Source organism: Methanocella arvoryzae MRE50, assembly GCF_000063445.1.
Taxonomy (GTDB): Archaea; Halobacteriota; Methanocellia; order Methanocellales; family Methanocellaceae; genus Methanocella_A; species Methanocella_A arvoryzae.
This window is the reverse complement of record NC_009464.1, coordinates 2,106,431-2,129,132: the sequence shown is the minus strand read 5'-3', so window position 1 is coordinate 2,129,132 and position 22,702 is coordinate 2,106,431. Positions and strand designations below refer to the sequence as shown.

The following is a 22,702-nucleotide window of genomic DNA, read 5'->3' as shown; positions in this document are numbered from 1 at the left end:
GCGGCGGCCTATAGGTATGATAATTGTAAGATATAATGATGCTACCCATAATAAAATTTCGCATCAGGCGGGCGCTGTGCAGTTTAGTTGACCTCTCCCCGGACCTTTCGGCTGCCTTTTGAAAGTGCTGTGGCGCTCGTGCATTCGTAGCAAAAAAGAAAAGTGGCGAGTACGCTTTTTACACGTACTCGTACGTCGGGAACGCCTTCTGGATTTCCTTGGAGGTGCCGCCCTTGAAGTGGTCCCGGATGCTCTTGTAATAGCTCGAGATCATGTCGTTCATGGTCGGCTTGACCTTCTTCACCGCTTCCTGGAAGTGGCGGAAGCTGACCTCTTTGGCCTCGAAGCTCTCCCTCAGGGCGAGCATGGCTGCCTCCCTGCAGATGGCCTCCAGGTCGCTGCCCACGTAGTTCTCGGTCAGGTCGGCGATCTGGCCCAGGTCCACGTCGGCTGCCAGCGGCATGTTCCTCGTGTGGATCTTTAGGATGCCGATCCGGCCCTCTTTGGAGGGCGCGCCCACGTAGACGAGCCGGTCGAACCGGCCGGGCCGCAGCAATGCCGGATCGATGATGTCGGGCCTGTTGGAGGCGCCGATCACGACCACTCCTTCCAGCTCCACTAAGCCGTCGAGCTCTGTCAGGATCTGGTTGACGACCCGCTCGGAGACACGGCTGCCATCCTCGCCTCCGCCGCCCCTGGCCGGCGCCAGGGCGTCGAGTTCATCGAAGAAGATGATGCTGGGGCTGACCTGCCGGGCTTTGCGGAAGGTTTCCCGGACAGCTTTCTCGGACTCGCCCACCCATTTGCTCAGCAGCTCGGGGCCGCGGATGTTGATGAAGTTGGCCTCGGACTCGCCGGCGACCGCTCTGGCGAGCAGCGTCTTGCCAGTTCCCGGGGGACCGTAGAGCACGATGCCCTTGGGAGGCCTGATGCCCATGTCCTTGAACTTTTTCGGGCTCTTGAGCGGCCACTCGATGGCCTCGATGATCTCCTGTTTCGCCTCGTCCAGGCCGCCGACGTCGCTCCACCGGGTGTTGGTCGGCTCCAGGAAGATCTCCCTCATGGCAGACGGCTGCACGTCCTTGATGGCTGCGGCGAAATCGTCCCCGGTGACCCGCATCTTCTCCAGGAACTCCCTCGGGATTTCCTTGTCGAGGTCAAGCTCGGGGAGGTACCGCCGGAGGGCTTTCATGGCCGCTTCCTTGGATAAGCCAGAGAGGTCTGCGCCTACGAAGCCGTGGGAGATGGCGGCGATGCGGTTCAGGTCCACGCCTTCCAGAGGCATTCCCCTGGTGTGGATCTGGAGGATCTCGAGCCGGTCGGAAGCGTCGGGCACGCCGATCTCTATCTCCCGGTCGAACCTGCCCGCCCTGCGCAGCGCCGGATCGATGGCGTCGAGCCTGTTCGTCGCCCCGATGACGACGACCTGGCCCCGCTCCTCGAGGCCGTCCATCATGGTTAGCAGCTGGGCTACAACTCTCCGCTCTACCTCTCCGGTGACCTCTTCACGCTTCGGGGCGATGGAGTCCAGCTCGTCGATGAAGATGATGGAGGGCGCGCTATCCCTGGCCTGCTCGAAGATCTCCCTCAGCCTCTGCTCCGACTCTCCGTAGTACTTGGACATGATCTCCGGGCCGGCGATTGAGTAGAACTCGGCGCCGCACTCGTTGGCCACGGCTTTCGCCAGCAGCGTCTTGCCCGTGCCCGGCGGGCCGTGGAGCAGCACGCCCTTCGGCGGGTCGATGCCCAGCCGCTGGAACAGCTCCGGGTGCTTCATGGGCAGCTCGATCATTTCCCTCACCCGCTGCACTTCTTCACGCAGGCCGCCGATGTCCTCGTAGGTGATGCCCGTCGTCTTGTACTCCTCGTACCCCCGGACCGGCTTGTCCCTCAACTCGATCTCAGTGCTCTCGTTAATCAGGACCGGGCCCTGAGGATCCACCTTAACTGCGATGAGGGGGATGGCCTGGTTGGAAAGCGTCCGGCCCATAAACGGGTTGGTCATGCTGCTCATCAGAGGCACCACATCGCCTAAAACGATGGGCCGCTTGAGCAGCTGATGCTTGATCATCTCCACTGCGTTGCCGCTGAACTGGATAGCCGTACCCTCGGGCGGAGCGAGCACTACGTGCTGCGCATCTTTGACCGTAGCCTTGCGCACTTTGACGCGCTCGCCAATCCCCACGTCGGCATTCTGCCTCGTGAAGCCGTCGATGCGGACCATTTCCTGGCCCCAGTCCTGCTTTTCGGCCCGCCAGACCTTAGCGACCGTCGTCCGCTTCCCCTCGATCTCGATGATGTCGCCGGGAGAAAGCTTCAGCTCCAGCAGGGTGTTCGGATCGATCCTCGCGATCCCCCTGCCGAAGTCGCTCGGCAGCGCCTTTGCAACTTTCAAGTATAAGTCTTTCATAAGATACCTCGTGCTAGATGGATAGTGTAATCTCGATCTCTGCAGCTTCCCGGCAAAGTCCGGCCTCAGTGTAATTTATGGGTATCGAATTATTTAACGTAGTTGGTATACCTCATCCGGAAAGCTGGCTGCATATTCTCGGCTGTGGCGGTCTGAGAAAAGCCGGGCTGTTAACTTTAAGTATATGTTGTACCTACAAAAATTTTCTCGTCTTATAATTGAGTATGGATATATGCTTGCCGTAAAACAAGCGGTTATAGACGGATCCCGGGGTTGCAAGCTCTTTAGAATCCACCACCGGAGAAGTCTCCACAGGTATGCCCCCATATGGATTCCCTGCCGGTGAATCCTCGCCGGGCATACCCCGGCGTGGATTCCTTCCGGGGAATCTTCTCGGGGATTCCCTGTCGGGGAATACTCGCCGGGCATACCCCGGCGTGTATTCCCCGCATAATGTAGATATAATCACTGGTCTTACCTGCTTATGTCTGGCACGCGTTCAGGCTTCCGCGGCTGCTGGAGACTGGCTGGTTCATCACTAAACATATATGCACAAAGCGACTGATACTACTGGGAGCGTTGAGACTGTTGAAGTGCCTGATCTTTGATCCTTATTGCGGGGCGAGCGAGCAGATGATCCTGGGAGCGCTGCTCGGCTGCGGGGCAGACGAGTGGCGGGTGAAGAGCGCCGTGGAAGGCCTGTGCGGAGCGCCGCTGAAGGTAGAGGGCTACGGCAATGGCCAGACGCTGGCCGTGATCAGCGAGCGGGACGCCAAAGTATGGCCCGGCTTTCTGACTGGGGAAGAGGCGCTGGGCAAGCTGAACGTGATGCACGAGAACCAGCCGATCAGGATCGACGCGATGAACATCGTCCGCAGGATACTCGAGGTCAGGGGCGGCCCCGGCAAGGACAGCCCGGGCATCAGCATCGCTTCCGTGGCCATGATCGCCGGCATCTGCACGGCTTACGATGATCTCGGAAGGCCTCAGATCCGCTCGACTCCCGTGGCCATGGGAGGGGGCATGATCGATACCGAATGCGGTAAAATGCCAGTGCCCCGGCCAGAGGTCCTGTCAGTCCTCAACGGCTCGAAGCTCCTCACCCAGGGAGGCCCCTTCGACGGGGAGCTGCTCACCCTCGAAGCGGCCGCGATTCTCGCCTACTATGTGAAGGAGGCCGGCCGGTACTACCCGGAGCACCGGCTGATCTCGGCCGGGTATGGCAAGGGCTATTTCGAGCTGCCCGTGCCCAATCTGCTGCGGGCGGTCCTGTGCGAAGTGGACGACGCGCTGATCGGGGACCGGATAGAGCTGCTGGAGACCAACGTGGACGACGTCACCGGCGAGGTACTCGGCAACCTGATCGAGGAGCTGCTCGCCATGGGCGCGAGGGACGTGAGCATCCTGCCGGCCACCATGAAGAAAGGCAGGAGCGGGCAGCTCATCAGGGTCGTGGCCAAGGCAGAAGACGGGCCCGCACTATCGAGGAGAATCATGCTGGAGACAGGCACCCTCGGTGTCCGGGTCATACCGGTCAAGCACCGGTACATAGCGAAGCGGGAGATTAAGGTCATCAAAGTCACGATCGAAAATAATGAGTATAACATGCGCTTCAAGGTCGCCTCGGACATGAACGGCACAGTCCTCGATCTATCCGTCGAGTACGACGACGCCAAAATGATCGCCAGAGAGCTGTCCATACCCCTCAAGACGGTGATGCGCAAGGCCGAGACCCAGGCGTGGCAGAAGTACGATGCCTCCGGCGGGAAACTTTAACCGCATTTATCTGGTACTAATCGTATGCTACGCTGTGCCTCACCTGATCGCACAGGCTCCCCGGGACCGCAATACGAACGCTGCGCTGTGCTACTCCTCACAGATTCCACGGATGATGCAGAATCTGATGATTCTGACCGATTTCATAGATACCAGTATCCCCGTGTTTGTGGTGTTGGTGGTTGGGTTGCTGGTGGTTTGGGGGGTGGAGTAAAGTGAGGTATTTGTGTGGGGGCGGGGTTATCTCATGGTTTGTGGTAATAACGTATGAGACAGCCTCTTCCGCCCTCAGATGTGAATCATAAGTGTGTTGGTTTAAAGTCTTTATCTCGGGTGTTTAATGCATACTTCCAGTTCAGTAGGGCTGGTTGGTATTTCCTCCTATTGATCTGGTGTGCGTTGGAGAAGACTAGTATGGAGGATTTGTCTGAAAAATTGTTTTTCAGCAGCGATCAACTCTTTGTATTCTTGGGGCGGATGAGTATTGAAGAGATCACTTGCGGGGTGAACCTGCTTCTGTATCATTCTTTCAAGTTGTTATGGAAAAGAGCGGTTCAGTATTGTCCGGATATCGTGGATTCACCGGTCCTCTTGGCTATTGATACTACGGATAAACGGTATTATGGAGTCGATAATGAATATGTGCATCGTACTTTGAAGATGGAGGGGCGGAAGAAGAAACGGGTTAGTGTTCTCCGGTATGCCTCGATCAGTATCGTGGCGAAGAACTTTAAATTCACTTTGGGGGTTACGCCTAAAAAGAGTGATGAACCCCTGGACCGGGTGGTGGAACGACTTTTAAAGTTGGTCCCGGAGGAACTCAGTGTTTTCGCAGTGCTCATGGATAAAGGATTCTACCTGAGCAGTGTTATGAAAACAGTGGACAAGCAGGGTTACAAGTACATTATACCGGTGAAACAGTATGGTAGCATGTCCCTCCTGTACCGGTTGTTAGAGCTTACCGGAGTGTCTCATTGGAAGTACACGATGCGTGGTGGGGAGTCTTTGGAGTACACGTATGACGTGTACCTCGAGGATCTTGGAATTGAAGCGTACTGTGGCTTCGCTACCAACCTCCCGGTAACCAGGATGAGTTTCACAATTCTTGCTGAAGCGTACGCTAACCGTTGGAATATCGAGAACGGGTATAAAGAGACTAAGGAGTACACGATAAAAACAAACAGTCGGAATCACGGTTACCGCACCTTAGTATTCGGTTTAAGCCACCTAATCCTGAACCTGCACGGCATCATGAAAAAGACACATCAAAAAGCAAAGATCACTGTTAACCAGATGAAAAACATGCTGAAACAATTTTTGGAAAGAATTTTACAACTACCTAAGAGACCAGACAACATGATCTCAAAACACCTAAAAGTTGCCTGGTAACAGCCAACCGGATAGCTCAGGCTATCAACAAAAACCTATTAAACCCCCAATTTTTAACACCGACTCGTAAATAAGCCCGCCCCCGGATAAGCACACCAATCCCACCCCACACAAACCACACCCACCCAACCACCACCACACACCACGTGGATACTGGATACACAAAATATTCTGATCGACTTCTCTTATGCTTGCTATCGGTGATCTAATAGTAGTGTATTCAATCTGTGATATCGAGTAGTAATCTGTGGCATCTGTGAGGATTGGCACAGCGCAGCGTTCGACATGCTATCTCACGCTACGATAAAAATAGTATAGTCAGGCATCCCGCCTGACCACCTTTCATTACTCCTTGCCTGTTCAGCTCAGTTCAGCAGAACCCGAACGGGAATCCGAGCCCGAAGCCGCCGAAGCCGAGACCGAAAGGTACTCCGAAGCCGAAGCCGAGCGGAACGCCGCAGCTGCCGATGCCGGCCGTGCCGAAGGTGCTGAAGCTGGTGGAGCTCTGGAAGTTGCTGGAGAAGCTGGTTCCTACGCCTGCCCCGAAGGGGAAGCCGAAGCCAGTGATGCCGAACGGTCCGAACCACGCGCCTGCCGGCACTGCGACTGTAGCCAGCGACAGTGCGACAACAAGGACTAATGCAATTTTGGATAGTTTCATCTTATCTTATCCCCCCACACTATAACAGGACTTGGGCCCGGATTTATTTATAGACTATTAATGATAATAACGCCTGGAACCCCTGCGAACCGTTCATTTCGCCGATAGGTTGAAAATATGACTCTATTGCTTAAATAGCCGGTAATTGTCGCCTCAAAGCTCTGAACGGCCGCTCACCGGCCGTTCCTGAACTGCCTGGCGCACAGGAAGGCGAAAAACGGGAGCGCCAGCACCCAGTAGTGCAGGTACTGGCGGATGGCGAGGGTGAGCGCGAAGCCCACTGCGGAGAGCAGGAAATACTGCTCAAGGGCATCGAGCCGGCGGTCTTTGACGACGCCAGCCAGCGCGAATACAAGCAGGGACGTGAACACGCTGGCGGCCATGGCGAGGTTGGCGCACAGCATGAGCGGGTCAGTTGTCCGGTAGCTGGTCACTGTGCCCATGTTCTCCTCTGTCAAATAAGTCGCCGCCACGCCGAAGCTCCAGTTGAGAGAGGCCACGCCGGCCTCGACGCCGTAGTGGAGGAAGATGGCGGCGAAGATTACTATTAACGGCAGCAGGACGCCGGCCAGCAGGGATGGCACCTTTCTGAGGTCGCCGTTACGCCACATCAGGAAGGCAAGCAGCGGCACAGAGAGTAGCGCGTACTGCTTGAAGCCGATGGCGATCCCCGCAGAAATGCCTGCCCAGAGATAGTGTTTCTTTTCAGTGAAGCCGGCCAGGTAAGTGGCGAGCAGGATGAAGGTGACGGTGAACGGCTCGGTCAGGATGAAGTAGCCCTGGGCGAAGGCGATGTTGACGGTGAAGAGCAGGCCTGCGATGAAGCCGGAGAACCGGCCGTAAAGTTCGCATGCCATCTTCGTGACGAGGATGGCGCTGGCCAGGTTGCATAGGCCCACCAGGATGAGGCCGCCGAGGTACTTCTGGCCCAATAGCGTCGGCAGCGCGAGGGTGAAGAATATGAGGGGCGGCTTCGGGTCCTGGAAGTCCAGGTAGGGCGTGGCCCCTTTGACGATGACGTCCGCCATGGCGTAGAACCGGGCCGTGTCGTAGGTCGTCCACGCGCTGGTCATGAAGAGCGAGGAGGCGACGACTATGGTGCCGATAATCAAGGCGAAGAGAAGGATGCAGCAGGCGAAGTACTGCCTGTCGGAAATGTTGATCAGCCTGTCAGGCTGCTCCTGAGATACCCGGGCCTCTGCTTTCATGTTCGCTCTCCAGACTGTAACCAGTGCATAAGAGAGGCAATTGTTTAAGTTTTACGGTCTGCCCCCGCCTGGCTCCGGGGAATGCAGAAGCGCTCCGGCGCAGGCCAGCGAGAGGAACGGGAGAGACAGATACCAGTAGTGGACGTACTGGCTGGCCAACAGTGTCAGCAGCATCAGCCCGCCCGCTAATAGCAGGCACTCACCATAGTGAGAACGGGGCCTCTTCGCCAGCGCCATTGCGGCCACCGGCAGGATGATGGTGATCAGCACCGCGCTCATGGCAATGTTCAGCATGGCTATGAGCGGGTCAGTGACTATGTATCCGCCCTCGTGAGCGGTAAACGGCAGCATGCCGATTGAGATGCCCCCTGCTCCCGGGGCCGTTCCGGGGATGGCCAGCCCAGCGGTCGACAGGATTGCCAGAGGCACTGCGGCTGTCCCTGCGGCTAGCCAGGGCAGGCTCCGCAGATCGCCCTTCCGGAAGGCCAGGAAGGCCAGTGCCGGAAATGCCAGGAAGGCCAGCGGCTTCAGGGCAATTGCGATCCCGAGGCAAAGCCCGCAGAGCAGGTACCGCATGATTGTGCCGTTAACGGCTGCGTACACCGATGCGACGAGGAGCAGCACGGCGAGCGCGTCCGATACGCTCAGGTATCCGAGAACCCATGCAATGCAGCAGGTGAACGTAGTTCCGGCCAGGAAGCCGGCTCTCCTGCCGTAGATGTCCATGCCGATCTTCGTAACGACGAGGGCGGCCAGGAGCAGCAGGAGGGCGGCCAGGATTATGCCTCCTGCAGCGCTCTGCCCTGCGGAGTAGAGATCGATTTCGGCCAGCGCCGGCTGCGGGAAGTGGTGCAGGTAAGGGTTAGTCGCCTTCAGCACGATGTCTGCCAGCCCGTAGAACTTCATGATCTCCAGCGGCCGCCACAGGGCGTCCACCAGAATAGTGCTCACCAGCGCGAAGACCAGCAGGACGAGGGCGTAGACCATGCCTGACAGGCAGAGGAAAGCCCGGTCGTTCAAGCCCTTTAACAAAGAGATTGTCCTGCGGGGCATATCGACGGAGAGCCCTGATGCGGCGAGGAGTATGATGAAGGGCAGCGCCAGCGCCCAGTAGTGGAGGAAAGGCCTGATGATCAGGGTAGCGGCAAAAGCCGCTCCCGCCAGCATGAAGAATTCCCCGACTATAGACGTCTTCCTGTCCAGGAGCGCAGCGCCCGCAAACAGGAGCAGCGGGCTGAAGAGGCTGACCCCCAGCACCAGCCAGGAGAGAGCGATGACCGGGTCGTCAATCTTGTAGGCTGGCACGCCTTCCACGTCGCCATCAGTCATGTAGGAGCCGGCTACGCCGAAGCTCCAGTGCAGCGCCGCTTCTCCGGCGGGAACACCGTAGGCCAGGAAGATCGCCCCGAACATGATCGCGAGCGGGATGGCCACGCCTGCCATGTAGGGGAGAAAACCGGAGTACTCTTTCTTCCGCCACATGAGGTATATGGAAAGAGGCAGCAGCAACAGCGCATACTGCTTGAAGCCGATGGCGATCCCCGCGGAAATGCCCGCCAGCAGGTACTTTTTCAGGGGATGATCCGGGCCGCAGATCAGGAAGTACGCTGACAGAAGAATGAAGGTGACGGTGAAGGGCTCGGTGATGATGAAGTACCCTTCGGCCAGCGAAAAGTTGATCGCGAACAGCACGGCGGCTAGCAGGCCGGCCTTTCTCCCGTAGAGCTTCCAGCCCAGCAGCAGGACGATTACAGCGCTGGCGAAGTTGGCCAGGCCTACGAGGGCGAGCCCCCCTGCAAGCTTATGCCCTATGGCGAGGGGCAGGGTGAGCAGGAAGAAGATGAGCGGCGGCTTAGGGTCAAGGTAATCGACGTACGGCGTCCCTCCTCGCAGGATGACTTCCGCCATCTCGTAGAAGATCCGGGTATCCCCGACCTGCCAGACCCGGAGCGTAAATACGCCGGCGAGCACGGTGATCACCGTCACGAGTAATCCCAGCAGTACTATCGAGCCGATGAGATATTTTCGGTCGGAAACGCCGCCTTTCAGTCCAGATCCCTCACTATTCCAATATCTTGCTCTTTATTCCCATAATAGGATTGCGATTCGGTAATTACTGGCTGGCGGGGCATGGCAACGTTTATTGTGCTTAAAGAGCGAGTGTATTATAATGGCAACTTTGATTGGCGGCAGCGGAGCCGGAGACGACCTGATACGCAAGCTCCACGAGAGCGGCGTCTCCCGCAGCTGTACCACCATCCGCCAGGTGATGGAAAGAAGAGAGGCCATTGACAGGGCGATCGAGTACGAGCGCATGAGGCAGAACGATCTCCTCGAGCGCGAGATCCGAAGCCTCAGGCATAAGGCGATGCGCCGGCATATAGTCGACTCGTTGCTCTTCTTCAGGAAGAGCAGGAAAACCGAGGAGATCGAGAGCCGGGTAAACCACCTGAGGGCCAACCGGGAGGCTATCGTAGAGAACAGCCTCATGTACCTGTACCGGGAAAAAGACGTGCTGGACCGCCTCACCAGGGAGTACCGCAGCGAGCTGAAAGGCTACTACGGAGAGCTCCTCGTCATGGACTCGCTGAAGCAGCTGGGCGACGACTACTACGTGATCAGTGACGTTAAAATCACCAGAGCGTACGGGCACAGATTCGACGGCCGCATGCTCAAGTCAGCCAGGGTTGACCACATCGTGGTAGGGCGAAAAGGCGTCTACTGCATCGAGACCAAGAACTGGAACTCGATCAAGAGGACGGACGACAAGCCCTCCCCGGGGGAGCAAGCCCGCAGGGCTTCTCACCTGCTCTACAAGTACCTGAAATTTACCTGCGGCCTGTCCGGGGTGAAGGTGATGGGCATCGTGCTCTACACCAACATCGCCCTCAAAGGCAGGGAAGACTTCGTCCGCTTCATGCGGAACGACGAGATCGTCCCTTACCTCGAGGCGAGACCGGATAACATCGACGAACAGACGGTCAGGGAGATCGTAGAACACCTGAAAAGCAGGGACATCGTGTTCGACGACAGCCACAGGGGTAGCCTCCCGGACGAGGAAATGGAGGCAGATAATGACCCGGCGGAAAGCGGCCGGGCAGCGGAAGCCGCCAGAAGCCTCTCCGGTGAAAGCGATGTGATCGCTCATGGCGAAGAAATAACATAACCAGATTAAGAATCGGGGCTCCAAAGCCCCTCTTTTTTTATTTACAGCCAGTGCCGGCCGGACTGTAGAGCCGGTATTACAATTATGTAAATAAGTTTATGTAAGTTCACGTGAACTATCTTAATTCAGGCAGCCGCATGAGCCACATACTCTACTTTTACGTCGACGAGGCGGACAGGCCGGCAAAAAAGGGCCTGTTTGGGCCGCTGAAGGCCGGCCCGGGATACGAGTACGTGTCGGCAGACGACCTGAAGTCGTTCCTGCACAGGTCCGGGCACTTCGAAGAAAAGGCGGCGGCTAAAGATGGCTTCGAGGCGGACTACTACAATAAGCACACCGGGACGACCATGACCTTCAGGCTCCGCAGGAGCACCATTCACGACGTGGAAAGCCGGTACTCGTTCCCCGGGTTCAGCTACACCGGCCTCTCCGTGAGCATCGAGTACTTCCGGCCGGCGTACTTCATCCACGAGGGATCGGCGCTGATAGAGGAGATGTGCCGGGAGTTCCGCATGTACGTCCTGGACCCGCAGCTCAGTCCCCTGCTAAAAAAGTGTATGGCGGTCACGATCGTCAGGTCGTGGGAGGCGGGCAACGATAAGGCGGTGAGAACGGCTCTGGCAGGCGGAGCCGGAGGGATGCCGGAAAATGCGCAGGTATCCCCGGGGAGACAGGCCCGGCCTTACATGCCGAGAGACAGGATGATGGCCTGGTGGAAGTACACTTACAGTAAGGAAGAGCTGAAGAAAAAGGTCGGGGAATCCGCTACTGTCAGGGTCCACGTCCCCGAGTGGAAGATCATCCGCCCGGCAGGGGTACGTCACCAGCTCTTTTTTGCCATGACCCTGGCCGAAGGCATCGGGTATATCATGCCTCCGTGCGACGTCTACCTCGTCAAGCGCAACGGGTTCAAAGAAGTCGGCGCCGTGGACGCCCGGGAACTGATGCCACGGATCAGAGAGTATCTCAGGCCCTGGAGCTTCTCCGGGATGGAGTTCAACGTGCTCACTTCTTCCGACGCCAGAAAAATTGTGGGGATTTTGCGAGACGTGCCTCTGGAAAGCATCCACAAGTACGAGCAGATCGCCCCCGGCAGCTTCATCGACGTAGATGCTGCGGCAGGCCCATAAACAAGCCGCTTAGAAAAGAGGCTGCCGGAACCACGTATCTATATGCTAAGAGATCATACAAGCACAGTGATGGCAAGGATAGATCCTGACGACGGCATACCCGACAGCGTGTATTGTGCCACCAGAGAGGAGTGGAGGGAGTGGCTGGCCGAGAACCATGATAAAAGGAAATCGGTCTGGCTGATCTACTACAAGAAAAACTCCGGAAAGCCCCGGGTTTCGTACGATGATGCGGTTGATGAGGCTATCTGCTTCGGGTGGATCGACTCCACGGCCCGCAAGGTGGACGACGAGCGGTACGCCCAGAAATTCACCCCCAGGAACGCCCGCAGCGAATGGTCTGAGATCAATCTCCGCCGGGCAGAGAGGCTGATCGCCGAAGGCCGGATGACGGAGGCGGGAATGGCCAGATACCGGAACCCGCGCAAGGTCAGGGAACTCCACCAGGTGGACGAGCGTGGAGAAGTTGTGATCCCGGAGGACCTTTTACGGGCCATACAGGAGAACCCGGCAGCTTCCGCTTACTTCGGCGGGCTGGCCCAATCGCATAAGAAACATTACGTGCGCTGGATCAACGATGCCAGGAGGCCCGAAACCAGGGCCAGAAGAATCGTAGAAGCCGTATCGCTGCTCGCCCGGAACCTGAAATACGGCGAAAAATAGGATTTATTCGACGCCTTTGCCGGTAATCGTAAACTCGGCCGTGATGCCCTCGGGCAGGGACCTGTGTTTTCTCAGCACCGCGATCCTCTTCCCCGGCCCGTTGCGCTTCAGTTCCACGATAGCCTTGCTGATGTGCTCCAGCCACTTGCCGCCGGTGGCGCGGAACTCCTCGCTGCCGATGTCGGTGTAGATCTGGTTGGTGATGACGACGGGTATGCCGTGTTTCCTGGCCATGCCCAGCAACGCGGTGACCTGGCTGGCCAGCTCCTGCATCGGCCGGATGCCGTCCTTGCCCTCCCGCTCGATGCGGTAGAAGGCCGTGGCCGAGTCCAGGATGACGAGCCCCACGTTCTGCCCGATGAGTTTCTCAGCGTCCTTGATAGCGGCGAACTGCTCTTCGAAGCTCAGCGGCGTAAAGATGATGACCTGCCTCGCCAGCTCATGCGCGTCCTCCCCCGCGATCTGGCTGAAGCGCTCTACGGAAAAGCCTTCGGTATCGATGTAGATGACCCGCTTGCCCGTCCTGAGCGTGTTGATCGCCAGCTGCATGCAGATGTTGGTTTTACCGCTGGCCGGCTCTCCGTAGATCTGCGTCACCGTCCCTGTCTCGATGCCGCCGCCGAGAAGGTCGTCGATCGGCTTTGCGCCCGTCGGAAGCCTGCTGATCAAATTCATCGCGCTATACCGGAGATCAATGCTCCCTGCTTATTTATATCGTTGTGGGTGCCTGCAGCACAGAGTGCAGAGATGGCCCGATTTCGGCCGCGGCGGGCAGATATGGGCGGATAAATATACATCACATGAGCGCGCATTTACACCTGTGAGCAACTCTGCGCTGGCAGGGCTGCGGAGGTAATCGCATAATCGCGCTCGTCACTTCTGATTTCGCGGTCTACGAAAAAATGGTAGCCGAGCTGAAAAACAGGAAGGTACAATTTGTCACGCTCCGGCTGCACGAGGCCATTCCACCCAGCGTGAAGGTCGTCATCACGACCGCCGAGGAGGCCGACACGGTCGCCTGGGAAGGGGAACATACTATTATTTACGACGATCCCGTGTCCACGGTCAGCCGGGCCATCTATGCGGAAAAAGGCTACGGGCCTGTCGAAGAGATGATCATCGGCATAGACCCGGGCAGGCGGCCGGGCATCGCAGTCCTCACCGGCGACATCGTGGTAGCCGTGCACCAGGTCAGCGTCACCGAAGTCGAGCCGCTGATCAGGAAGATCATCCGCGACTACCGGCCGAACTCTGTTTTAGTAAGAATCGGCCACGGCGCCAGGCTCGTCACCACCCAGATCACCAACAGCCTGCTTCAGGCAGGCCTCAGAGTGGAGATGGTGGATGAGAGCGGGACGACGCCGCACATAGGCCGGGACGTGCACACTCACACTTTAAGGGACATCATCGCCGCCATAAACATCGCCCGCATCAAAGGCGTCCCGGTCGGGAAGCGGGAAGTCGAGCCCTCCAAGGGCGAGATTCGGGTGATACAGGAAGCCAGCCGCTCCATGTCCTCGGGCAGAGCCACAATACCCCGCTATTTAGCCAGACAGGTAGCCAGAGGCGAGATCACCATCGACGAGGCCATCGCGATGCACAAAAAGAATGTAGGGAATGGTAGCGAGAACGGGAACGGCGAACGGTGACAGCCAGGCGCTGATCGTCACGTTCTTTTGCTGCGGAAATACTTCCACCCCGTCTTGGCGATCTTCATCCTGTTCTCGGGGTCCTCGTCGATCCATTTGATGACCTCTTTGAACGCCATGGCGGGGCTGCGGGTCTCCTTGGGGTCGTAGTAGGCCGGGTAGCCGAGGGATTTGACATACTCTTTGTACCGCTTTTCGAGCTGGTCCTGCAGCAGCCCGGTGATCTCGGTCACCTTTACGTCGTAGCCTTCTCGCTCAAGAAGGTCCTTTGATCGGGAGTTGACGTAGCCGGAGCAGATTTCCACCCGGGTTTCGCCCGGGCGGCCGCCCAGGTCTTTCACGAGCCCGAGGGTGATGCGAGCAGCCTCGGATAGGTAGGCGTGCGTTTTAAACAGCTCACCCTGGAAAAATTTAGTGTCTATCAGCCCGGTTTCCACTCTGGTACCGTCTGTGGCGCCGATCATGACTCCGCCCAGCGGGAATCCCCAGCCGGAGTCGTCCACCTGGATAACGGGCTTTTGTTCGACGGGCAGCAGCTTCCTGAGCACGGAATCGTCGGAAGTGACCAGCTTTAGCTGTCCCTTCTTATTGCGGTATACGGTCGCGGTCCACGACTCGGGCGCCCTCACCCCGTCTCCCCTGACGCTCAGCACTACATAGGGATTGGACTGATCGCGCCCGGGGAGGCCGATAGACTTCAACATCTTAAAAGTTTCGCTGTCGATGAGTCTGGTATCCATGCGCCTGCTCCATGAATAGAATATAAATTCAGTTCCGTTTACTTATTTACACCCGATTTTAAATAATAATGCCATCATGATATGATAATTATCGCATACATGGACTTAAGTGATGCCTCAGCAGTACCAGTCCCTTGCACAATACATCGCGTGACAGCCGCTATTTACACGTATTTTTGCCGGGCAAGCAATAAAACGGCCCGAGTATATATACCACCATGAATACATACAAGATGATATATATTAGTGAGAGAATTTGGAACGCACAACCCTTATAACCCTAAAGGAGAATGAAGTTTAATGCGCTACCTGAAAAGTATTTAGCAGATACGTTTCAGATGGTTGGATATCATGCGACTGCCAGGTTGCATGATTCGTTAATTAATTACTTTAACAGGGTGATCGGCGGATGGCTTCTCTGAATTATAACAGGCCCGCAGGGGATGGGAATCTTTACATAGTCAAGTCTGATAACCGCGTCGAGCTATTCGACGCCAACAAAGTCGTGGTAAGCCTGATCAAGTCAGGCGTGGACTACAGGCTTGCGTGTGACATAGTGGACGATCTGCAGTACAGGGTCCACGACGGCATCACCACGAAGGCGCTGCGCACCATCCTGCTCAACATCATCGACCAGAAGAGCCCGGACGCCGCCCTGCGGTACAAGCAGTCCCACGAGATGTACGTCAGGACGTCCAGGGGCACGCTGGAGCCCTTCGACTACAAGATGATCGAGAACTCCCTGGTCAAGGAGACCGGCATTACGCAGGAGTCGGCCATGCACGTGGCCAAGGAAGTCGAGGCCAAGCTGCGGAAGCTCAAGGTCAACTACCTGTCCGCGCCCCTGATCCGTGAGATCGTCACCGTCCAGCTGCTGGAAGAAGGCCTGGAAGAGGCCCGCTCTAAGTACACGAGGCTGGGCATGCCGGTCCACGACGTCACTCACCTGATAGAGCAGGGGAGCAAGGAGAACGCCAACCTGCACCACAACCCGGAGACTATCCACAAGTTCGCGGGCGACCAGATCCTGAGAGAATATTTACTGGTCCAGGTCCTGCCCAAGCACATCGCCGACGCCCACATGAGGGGCGATATTCACATTCACGACGCCGACTACTTCGCCGTGCGCCCCAACTGCCTGCAGCACGACCTCAGCTGGTTCTTCGAGAACGGCCTGAGGGTGGACGGCACCGGCAAGCACACATCGGTCGCGGCGCCCCCGAAGCACGCCATGGTGGCGGCTCTGCACGCGGCCAAGATCCTGGCCTCGTCCCAGACCAACATGGCCGGCGGCCAGTCGCTGGACAATTTCAACATATTCATGGCCCCCTTCTTCACTGGCATGTCCAGAGAGGAGGTCAAGCAGGTCGCGCAGGCCTTCGTCTACGAGATGAACATGCAGTACGTGGCCAGAGGCGGCCAGGTGGTCTTCTCCAACGTCGACATCGAGCTGACCATCCCGAAGTACCTCGCGGACAAGCCCGCCATCGGCCCGAAAGGCAAGGTCATGGGCACCTACAAGGACTACCAGGATGAGCTCTATACATTCACCGACGCCCTGCTGGACGTCTTCATCGACGGGGACGCACTGGGCAAGCCCCACCTGTTCCCCAACGTCATCGTCAAGACCAGAGACTCGGCGTTCAAGGACCCACAGCAGAAGGAACTCCTGTTCAAGGTCCACCAGCTCTTCTCCAAGTACGGCACGCCCTACATCCTCAACATGCTCCCGGACTGGCAGCACGATGCGGTCAACAGCATGGGCTGCAGGACCCGCCTCAGCGGCGACTGGGCGGACAAGCAGGGCTACGAAAACCCGGGCATGTCCACCATGAGAACGGGCAACATTCATTATAACACCGTCAACCTGCCCCGCATCGCCCTGGAGGCAAACGGCAACGACGGCAAGATTTTCGAGATCCTGGACAGCAGGCTGGACCTCATCAGGGAAGCCCTCGAGATCAAGCACGATCTGGTTAAGAAGAGGCTGTACGAGAACCAGATCCTGCCGTTCCTCACCCAGAAGGGCAGGCACGGAGAGGACTACTACCGCTTCGAAGACCTGACCCACACAGTCGGCTTCGTCGGCCTGAACGAATTAGTGCAGGCACATACCGGCAGCATGCTGCACGAGTCGCAGGACGCCTACGACTTCGGTATGGACGTGATCCGGTACATGAGGGACTGGGCTGACTCCCTGTCGGACATCACAGGCTGGAGATGGACGCTCACCCAGACGCCGGCCGAGTCGACGGCAGGCAGGTTCGCAAGGCTGGACATGAAGGCGTTCGGCGCCAGGGCCCTCGTCCACGGCGACAGGAACACGGGCGGAGTATACTATACCAACAGTTCCCACATGCCAGTCGACGCAGACATCTCGCTCTTCGACAGGGCAAAAATGGAAGGCAAGTTCCACCCGGTCTGTAACGGCGGCCACATCACCCACCTGTTCCTCGGCGAAGGCACCCCTGACCCGGCAGGCCTCATGAGCCTGACCGAAAAGCTGTGCCGCAACACCAGCATGGGCCTCTTCGACTATACGAGAGATCTGACCACCTGCCGGAAATGCGGCACCGTCGCCGGCGGCCTGCTCAACAGCTGCCCGAACTGCAATGCGAACGGCAAAGACCTGGAATACTACTCCAGGATCACCGGGTACTGCCAGCGCATCGGCAGCGGCGACAGCGCGGGCGGCTGGAATGATGCGAAGATTGCAGAGCTCCGGGACAGGAAGAGATACTGTATAAACTGAAGCGCTTAAAAACGGCTCACTTCTTTTTTCTTCTTTTCTTCATGCAACAGCTATATGCCAAATTATGTCCTTGATAGTACTATCTATGCAGGTCTATCTCGGGGACATCATCCCCACTTCCACGCTGGACTGGCCGGGCAAGGTAGTGCTCACCGTATTTTTCAGAGGCTGCCCGTTCCGGTGCCCGTACTGCGCTAACCCGCAGTTCCTGGAGCCGGATTCTGGAGAGCCGACAGACACGGAGAGAGTCATCGCCGAGATCGACAAGGCAAGGAATTTCATCGACGGCGTGGTGTTCTCTGGTGGGGAGCCGCTAATGCAGTTCGCCGCCTTCAAGACGATTGCAGCACATGCGAAGGGCCTCGGGCTGCTGGTGGGCGCGCAGACGAACGGCGCCTACCCGGAGAGGATCGGGAAGCTCGTCGAAGAAAGCCTGCTGGACGCGGTGCTGCTGGACGTCAAAGCGCCCCCGGTGCCTGAGAAGTACCTGCATGCGGTGGGAGTCCCGGGCAGGAAAGAGACGTCTGACTCAGTGTACGGCTCGGTCCGGCTCTGCAACAGGCTCCGCTCGGAGGGTAAACTCGCATATTATGAGGTCCGGACCACCGTTTTCACCGGCTTTTCAGATACCCCGGAGGAGATCGGTGCCATCGCCGCTGAGCTCGCCTGCGACGCTTACGTGATACAGCAGGGAAGGCCGGAGATCGCCATGGACGAGAGCGTCAGGAAGCTTGTCGCCATACCGAGAAATGAGCTTTCGGAGCTGGCCAGATCAGTGAAGAGCGAGCGGATAAAGGCCGTAAAAGTAAGAACGAGAGAGATGGGGGACGAGATCGTCTCCCAGAGAAGCTGATTATGTTTATTTATTATTCGCCACAGCTGGAGCGGCCTCTGCCGGCAGCGGAGTCTGCCCCATCTTCTTCTGGGCGCGCATGTGCATTTTCTTCCTCTTCTGGCATTCTGCGTTCATGAGCTTCCACAGCTTGTGCTCGATCGTATCCCGCCGGTACTCAGGATTGTAGCTCAGCACCGAGAAGAGCGCCAGCCCGGCAAATAGCGCCAGGAGGACAAGCAGCAGGGCTACGGCGACGTAGGTGACCTCGGTGAGCATGCCCTGTAAGTACATGTACGCCTCGGCTGCGACCACCAGCACCAGAGGCAGGAAAAGGCTGACGTACGAAAGCCAGACCATGATAGGGCGATGGACTCGGTTCTTTGCCTTGAAAGCAGAGATCGTCTCCATGGCCGTCAGACGCTCGGGAGTCGTGCACGTGGCCGTGATAAAGGCGGATACATCCTTTACCTGGTCTTTCGACAGGGATGTCCCGGCCAGCCCCACGAGGATATAGCCGATCAACGGCAGCGAACCGGCGAGATGCTCTTCAGTCCGCTTCTCGATCGACGCCCTGATGGCGTATACTTTCTTAATCGTGCTCAGGATCATCTCTTCGTAGCTCATGGTAGTCACTAGCCTTCTGAGATATAAATTAAAGCTTAACAGACAAAAATTTTTCGTTTTTATTCCCGCAGATGCGGAAATATTTCCCGGCAGGCGCCTGGAGTGAATACTATTGCAGCCCTTCCCATCAGAGCACGTGAATGTTGTCGAACACTGCGCTGTACCTTACATGATTGCACAGGCTCCCCCGAGACAGCAAAACGAACGCTGTGCTGTGCATTACTTGATTGCACAGGCTCCCCCGAGACAGCAAAACGAACGCTGCGCTGTGCCAATCCTCACAGATTCCACGGATTGCGATTGATTCCACAGATTTCTCTGCTGAATCCACAGATTACTACACGATATCACAGAAGGAACACGCAATGTTATTAGATTACCGATAGCGATTATAGGAGTAATCGATCAAAATATTTTTTAGTTATCTGTGGAATCGAGCGTCATCTGTGCTATCCATTAGAAATCTGTGGATTCTGTTTCAATCTGTGGCATCTGTGAGGTTTTGCACAGCGCAGCGTTCGTATTGCTGTCACACCACACCCAGGCAACCAGAGAACGCACAGCGCAGCGTTCGTATTGCTGTTGCGCATCGCCCTGGTCTGGAGCTCACGCTGTAGCGTACACCGAAACTTAAGAGGACACAAGTATTATTATCTAGAACCAGTTAAGACTTCCAGCAAATATAGAGAGGAATTATTTTCATGAAGGTCATTGCGTTCGTGGGTATGCCGGGGGCGGGCAAGTCCGTGGCCTCGGATGTCGCCCGGTCCATGGGCCTCCCGGTCATCATCATGGGAGACGTGCTCAGGGAAGAGGTCAAGAACAGGGGGCTGGCGCCGACGGACGAGAACGTGGGCGGGGTCGCCAATCAGCTGCGCAAGGACGAGGGCATGGACGCCATCGCAAAGCGCTGCATTCCGAAGATCCAGGCGCTGGGCGCCCGGGTCGTCGTCATCGACGGCATCAGGGGGATCGCCGAGGTGGAGACGTTCAGGAAGGCTTTCGGGGACAACTTTACGCTGGTGAAAATCGACGCCCCGTTCGAGTTGCGGCTGGACAGGCTGCGGAAGAGAATGAGGGCGGACGATCAGGGCACTCCTGAGTGGCTGAAGCAGCGGGACGAGAGGGAACTGTCATGGGGTATGGGCCTCGCCATAGAGGCGGCGACGAAGTCCGTCGTAAATCTGGACCCGATCGAGAAGTTCCAGAGCGAGATCCGCTCGGTGATCAGGAAGGAGTGCATCGAGACCACGGTGTCGACGCTGCTGTTCCCGACCGAGCTGGAAGAGAAGGTCCGGCAGGCTGTGGAGAACATCTTCCCCGGCACGAAGCTCACTCTTATCCAGAAGCCGGGCTACGTGGACAGGCTGGAAGGCCGGGCTCCGTCTCTGGAGGAGCTGCACTGCCTGCTCAGGGAACAGAAGATCCTCGACACAGCCCGTAATTCCATGTACGCAGGCAAGAAGGGCAACGAGATCGAGTTCCAGCTTAACAAGCAGGCGGCGCTCATGGGCTACGTGAACTTCCTGGACCACGAGGTGGCGCTTGGCGGCATCGACGTGACCATCGTCGACGACGAGCCCGAGCTGATCATCGACTGGCTCGCCCCCCGGACTGCCGAGGGCCGGCCAGTGCAGGAGATCGATCTGTGAGCTGGCTCAGCTTCTCCGCTTACAGGCTGGTCGACTCCCAGTTCTCCTGGGCCTCGGGCCTGGAAGACATGGGGTACGAAGGCTGGGAGATCGTCAGCGAGGGCAAGCAGAAGATCACCCCGGAGACGCTGCCGGAGATCAAGAGCATCATCAACACGACTAACCTCAGGATCACCGTCCACGGACCGTTCTCGCAACTTGACCTCGCGTCGCTGCATGAGCCCCTGTGGAACGAGACGATCAGGCAGATCAGGCAATGCGTGGAACTGTCGGCCGACTTCACGGATACGGTAGTCGTCCACCCGGGCATCCTGTCCCCGCTTGGCAGGGAGATGAAGGATAAAGCCTGGGAGAGGAACGTCGAGGCCCTTAAGATCCTGGCCCGCCACGCGGAGGAGCACAGGGTAAAACTCTGCCTGGAGAACATGCCCGACATGGAGAAGCTGCTCTGCCGGACGCCGGACGAGCTGTTCGGCATGGTCGAGACTGTGGGCAGCGACGGCCTGGGCACCACGCTCGATGTCGGCCACGCTAACACCACTAAGAACATACCTGCTTTTCTGAGAGAGGTAAGGCGCATCAATCACATTCATATCCACGACAATAAGGGCACTTCTGACGAGCACCTTGCCGTCGGGGAGGGCACCGTCGACTGGACCAGAGTTTTTAAGGGACTAAAAGAGTATAAGGGGGCACTCGTTGTCGAAGGCCGCACGCTCGAAGAGGGCCGGCGCAGCCTCGGCTTCGTTAAAAAACAGAAGGCGAAAAGCCAATGAGCGATGAAAAATTCGACAAGCTCAGGGTCTCCGTCCTTGCCCTGGGCCACATGGTCAACGACTGCTACTCCAACGTCGTCCCGCCGCTGCTGCCGCTGCTGCAGGCTGCCTACGGGCTGACCTACACGCTGTCCGGCGTAATTATGACCGTTTACACGTTCACATCGAGCATCATCCAGCCGATCTTCGGCTACTTCGCGGACCGCTACGGCCGCCGGTGGATGGTGGCGCTGAGCGTGTTGTGGATCTCGTTCTTCATGTCCATGATCGGGGTCGTCGGCTACCTCGGCCTGGACCCGACGGGCTCATACATCGTCATCCTGGCGCTGGTCGCCATGGCAGGCTTCGGCTCCTCAGCCTACCACCCCCAGGCTTCGGCCATGGTGCCCCGAATCAGCGGCGACCACAAGGGGTTCGGAGTCTCTGTCTTCTCGGCGGGCGGGAACCTGGGCTACGCAATCATGCCCATACTGGTCGTCCCGGTCACCGCCATCTGGGGGCTGGGCGGCGTCATGCTGCTCTTCATACCCGGCCTGCTCATGGCGTTAATCCTGCACCGGTACGCTCCCGAAGCCCCCGTCGCTGCCTCACCGCCCACGATAGGAGAGCTGTGGCGAGATATCCGATCGGTCGCCCTGCCGCTGACCAAAGTCACCGGCGTGGTCACCATGCGCGCCTGGCTGTTCTTCGGGCTGATCACCTTCCTGCCGTCCTTCCTGATGCAGTACGAGTCCCACGAGTGGGCGAGCATGGCCCTCTCGGTGACGCTGTTCTGCGGCGCCGTGGGCACCCTCCTCGGAGGCACCATGTCCGACCGCTACGGGCGCAAGTTCACCATCGTCTCCACCCTCATGATTACCGGGCCGCTGCTGCTATGCGCCCTGCTGACCCATGGCTACCTGCAGCTGACGTTCTTCGCGCTGGCAGGCCTGGCGCTGCTGGCCTCCTTCTCCCCGGCAGTCCTCATCGCCCAGGGGCTGATCCCCAAAAACCAGGGCATGGCCTCCGGCATCGTCCTCGGGTTCGCCATCGGCATAGGCGGCCTCGGAGTCTCCGTCACAGGAGCTATAGCCGACGCTTCCAGCATCACGATAGGCATGCTCTCCCTCGTCCTGCTGCCGATCGCCGCATTCCTGATAGCCCTGCTCCTGCCCGGAAATGTGAGGCCGGAGAAAGCCAGAGTGCGATAGAACCTATCTGTTTGCTTATGTGTTAGTGAACGATGGCAAGCGCTGTGCTGTGCCAACGGCTGGCACAAACACTTTTTATAC

Annotated in this window: 18 protein-coding genes; 11 read left to right on the top strand and 7 right to left on the bottom strand. The window is 57.8% G+C overall.

Annotation, left to right across the window (positions count from 1 at the left end):
* Positions 1 to 178: 178 nt before the first annotated feature.
* A complete protein-coding gene (locus RCI_RS10580; RefSeq protein ID WP_012036428.1) occupies positions 179 to 2,410 on the bottom strand; it encodes a CDC48 family AAA ATPase in 2,232 nt (743 codons plus the stop codon).
* Between the two features lie 579 nt (positions 2,411 to 2,989).
* Here RCI_RS10580 and RCI_RS10575 point away from each other — a divergent pair.
* On the top strand, positions 2,990 to 4,186 hold the full coding sequence (locus RCI_RS10575) for a LarC family nickel insertion protein (protein WP_231844830.1): 1,197 nt from the start codon (positions 2,990 to 2,992) through the stop codon (positions 4,184 to 4,186).
* A 414-nt stretch (positions 4,187 to 4,600) separates the two neighbouring features.
* Entirely contained in the window at positions 4,601 to 5,575 is a 975-nt protein-coding gene (locus RCI_RS10565; protein ID WP_231844829.1) for a transposase, read from the top strand.
* A gap of 370 nt (positions 5,576 to 5,945) precedes the next feature.
* Here RCI_RS10565 and RCI_RS10560 read toward each other — a convergent pair whose 3' ends face one another.
* From RCI_RS10560 to RCI_RS10550, 3 genes are all read right to left on the bottom strand, one after another.
* Positions 5,946 to 6,236 (bottom strand): hypothetical protein, encoded by a 291-nt coding sequence (locus RCI_RS10560; RefSeq protein ID WP_012036423.1) that lies wholly within the window; start codon positions 6,234 to 6,236, stop codon positions 5,946 to 5,948.
* A 173-nt stretch (positions 6,237 to 6,409) separates the two neighbouring features.
* A complete protein-coding gene (locus tag RCI_RS10555; protein ID WP_012036422.1) occupies positions 6,410 to 7,444 on the bottom strand; it encodes a glycosyltransferase family 39 protein in 1,035 nt (344 codons plus the stop codon).
* A gap of 51 nt (positions 7,445 to 7,495) precedes the next feature.
* On the bottom strand, positions 7,496 to 9,430 hold the full coding sequence (locus RCI_RS10550) for a glycosyltransferase family 39 protein (protein ID WP_012036421.1): 1,935 nt from the start codon (positions 9,428 to 9,430) through the stop codon (positions 7,496 to 7,498).
* Positions 9,431 to 9,614: 184 nt separating this feature from the next.
* On the opposite strand from RCI_RS10550, the gene RCI_RS10545 reads away from it, so the two are divergent.
* The 3 genes from RCI_RS10545 to RCI_RS10535 all read left to right on the top strand — a co-directional run bounded on the left by RCI_RS10545 (position 9,615) and on the right by RCI_RS10535 (position 12,403).
* The gene (locus RCI_RS10545) at positions 9,615 to 10,610 is read left to right on the top strand and encodes a nuclease-related domain-containing protein (protein ID WP_048198469.1); all 996 of its coding nucleotides are present in this window, start codon (positions 9,615 to 9,617) and stop codon (positions 10,608 to 10,610) included.
* A 137-nt stretch (positions 10,611 to 10,747) separates the two neighbouring features.
* Positions 10,748 to 11,740: a hypothetical protein gene (locus RCI_RS10540; RefSeq protein WP_012036419.1), complete on the top strand. Its 993-nt coding sequence runs from the start codon at positions 10,748 to 10,750 to the stop codon at positions 11,738 to 11,740.
* A 69-nt stretch (positions 11,741 to 11,809) separates the two neighbouring features.
* Positions 11,810 to 12,403, top strand: coding sequence for a YdeI/OmpD-associated family protein (locus RCI_RS10535; protein WP_048198466.1), 594 nt, complete (start codon positions 11,810 to 11,812; stop codon positions 12,401 to 12,403).
* Positions 12,404 to 12,406: 3 nt separating this feature from the next.
* Here RCI_RS10535 and radB read toward each other — a convergent pair whose 3' ends face one another.
* Positions 12,407 to 13,078, bottom strand: coding sequence for a DNA repair and recombination protein RadB (gene radB, locus RCI_RS10530; RefSeq protein WP_048198463.1), 672 nt, complete (start codon positions 13,076 to 13,078; stop codon positions 12,407 to 12,409).
* A gap of 227 nt (positions 13,079 to 13,305) precedes the next feature.
* On the opposite strand from radB, the gene RCI_RS10525 reads away from it, so the two are divergent.
* Entirely contained in the window at positions 13,306 to 14,052 is a 747-nt protein-coding gene (locus RCI_RS10525; protein WP_012036416.1) for a hypothetical protein, read from the top strand.
* A gap of 17 nt (positions 14,053 to 14,069) precedes the next feature.
* On the opposite strand, the gene RCI_RS10520 is transcribed toward RCI_RS10525, so the two are convergent.
* Positions 14,070 to 14,792 carry a hypothetical protein gene (locus tag RCI_RS10520; protein ID WP_012036415.1) on the bottom strand — a complete coding sequence of 241 codons (723 nt, stop codon included), beginning with the start codon at positions 14,790 to 14,792 and terminating at the stop codon, positions 14,070 to 14,072.
* A 409-nt stretch (positions 14,793 to 15,201) separates the two neighbouring features.
* Here RCI_RS10520 and nrdD point away from each other — a divergent pair, with 409 nt between their 5' ends.
* Positions 15,202 to 17,544 (top strand): anaerobic ribonucleoside-triphosphate reductase, encoded by a 2,343-nt coding sequence (gene nrdD / locus RCI_RS10515; RefSeq protein ID WP_012036414.1) that lies wholly within the window; start codon positions 15,202 to 15,204, stop codon positions 17,542 to 17,544.
* A gap of 85 nt (positions 17,545 to 17,629) precedes the next feature.
* Positions 17,630 to 18,397 carry an anaerobic ribonucleoside-triphosphate reductase activating protein gene (locus RCI_RS10510; RefSeq protein ID WP_048198458.1) on the top strand — a complete coding sequence of 256 codons (768 nt, stop codon included), beginning with the start codon at positions 17,630 to 17,632 and terminating at the stop codon, positions 18,395 to 18,397.
* A gap of 6 nt (positions 18,398 to 18,403) precedes the next feature.
* On the opposite strand, the gene RCI_RS10505 is transcribed toward RCI_RS10510, so the two are convergent.
* On the bottom strand, positions 18,404 to 19,003 hold the full coding sequence (locus RCI_RS10505; protein WP_012036412.1) for a hypothetical protein: 600 nt from the start codon (positions 19,001 to 19,003) through the stop codon (positions 18,404 to 18,406).
* A 701-nt stretch (positions 19,004 to 19,704) separates the two neighbouring features.
* Here RCI_RS10505 and RCI_RS10500 point away from each other — a divergent pair.
* From RCI_RS10500 to RCI_RS10490, 3 genes are read left to right on the top strand one after another with little or no spacing between them, the layout of a single operon-like run.
* Positions 19,705 to 20,655 carry an AAA family ATPase gene (locus tag RCI_RS10500; protein WP_012036410.1) on the top strand — a complete coding sequence of 317 codons (951 nt, stop codon included), beginning with the start codon at positions 19,705 to 19,707 and terminating at the stop codon, positions 20,653 to 20,655.
* Entirely contained in the window at positions 20,652 to 21,431 is a 780-nt protein-coding gene (locus RCI_RS10495; protein ID WP_012036409.1) for a sugar phosphate isomerase/epimerase family protein, read from the top strand. Before RCI_RS10500 ends, RCI_RS10495 begins: the two co-directional genes overlap by 4 nt.
* Complete coding sequence (locus RCI_RS10490; protein WP_012036408.1) at positions 21,428 to 22,621, top strand: MFS transporter; 1,194 nt, start codon at positions 21,428 to 21,430, stop codon at positions 22,619 to 22,621. Before RCI_RS10495 ends, RCI_RS10490 begins: the two co-directional genes overlap by 4 nt.
* Positions 22,622 to 22,702 lie beyond the last annotated feature (81 nt).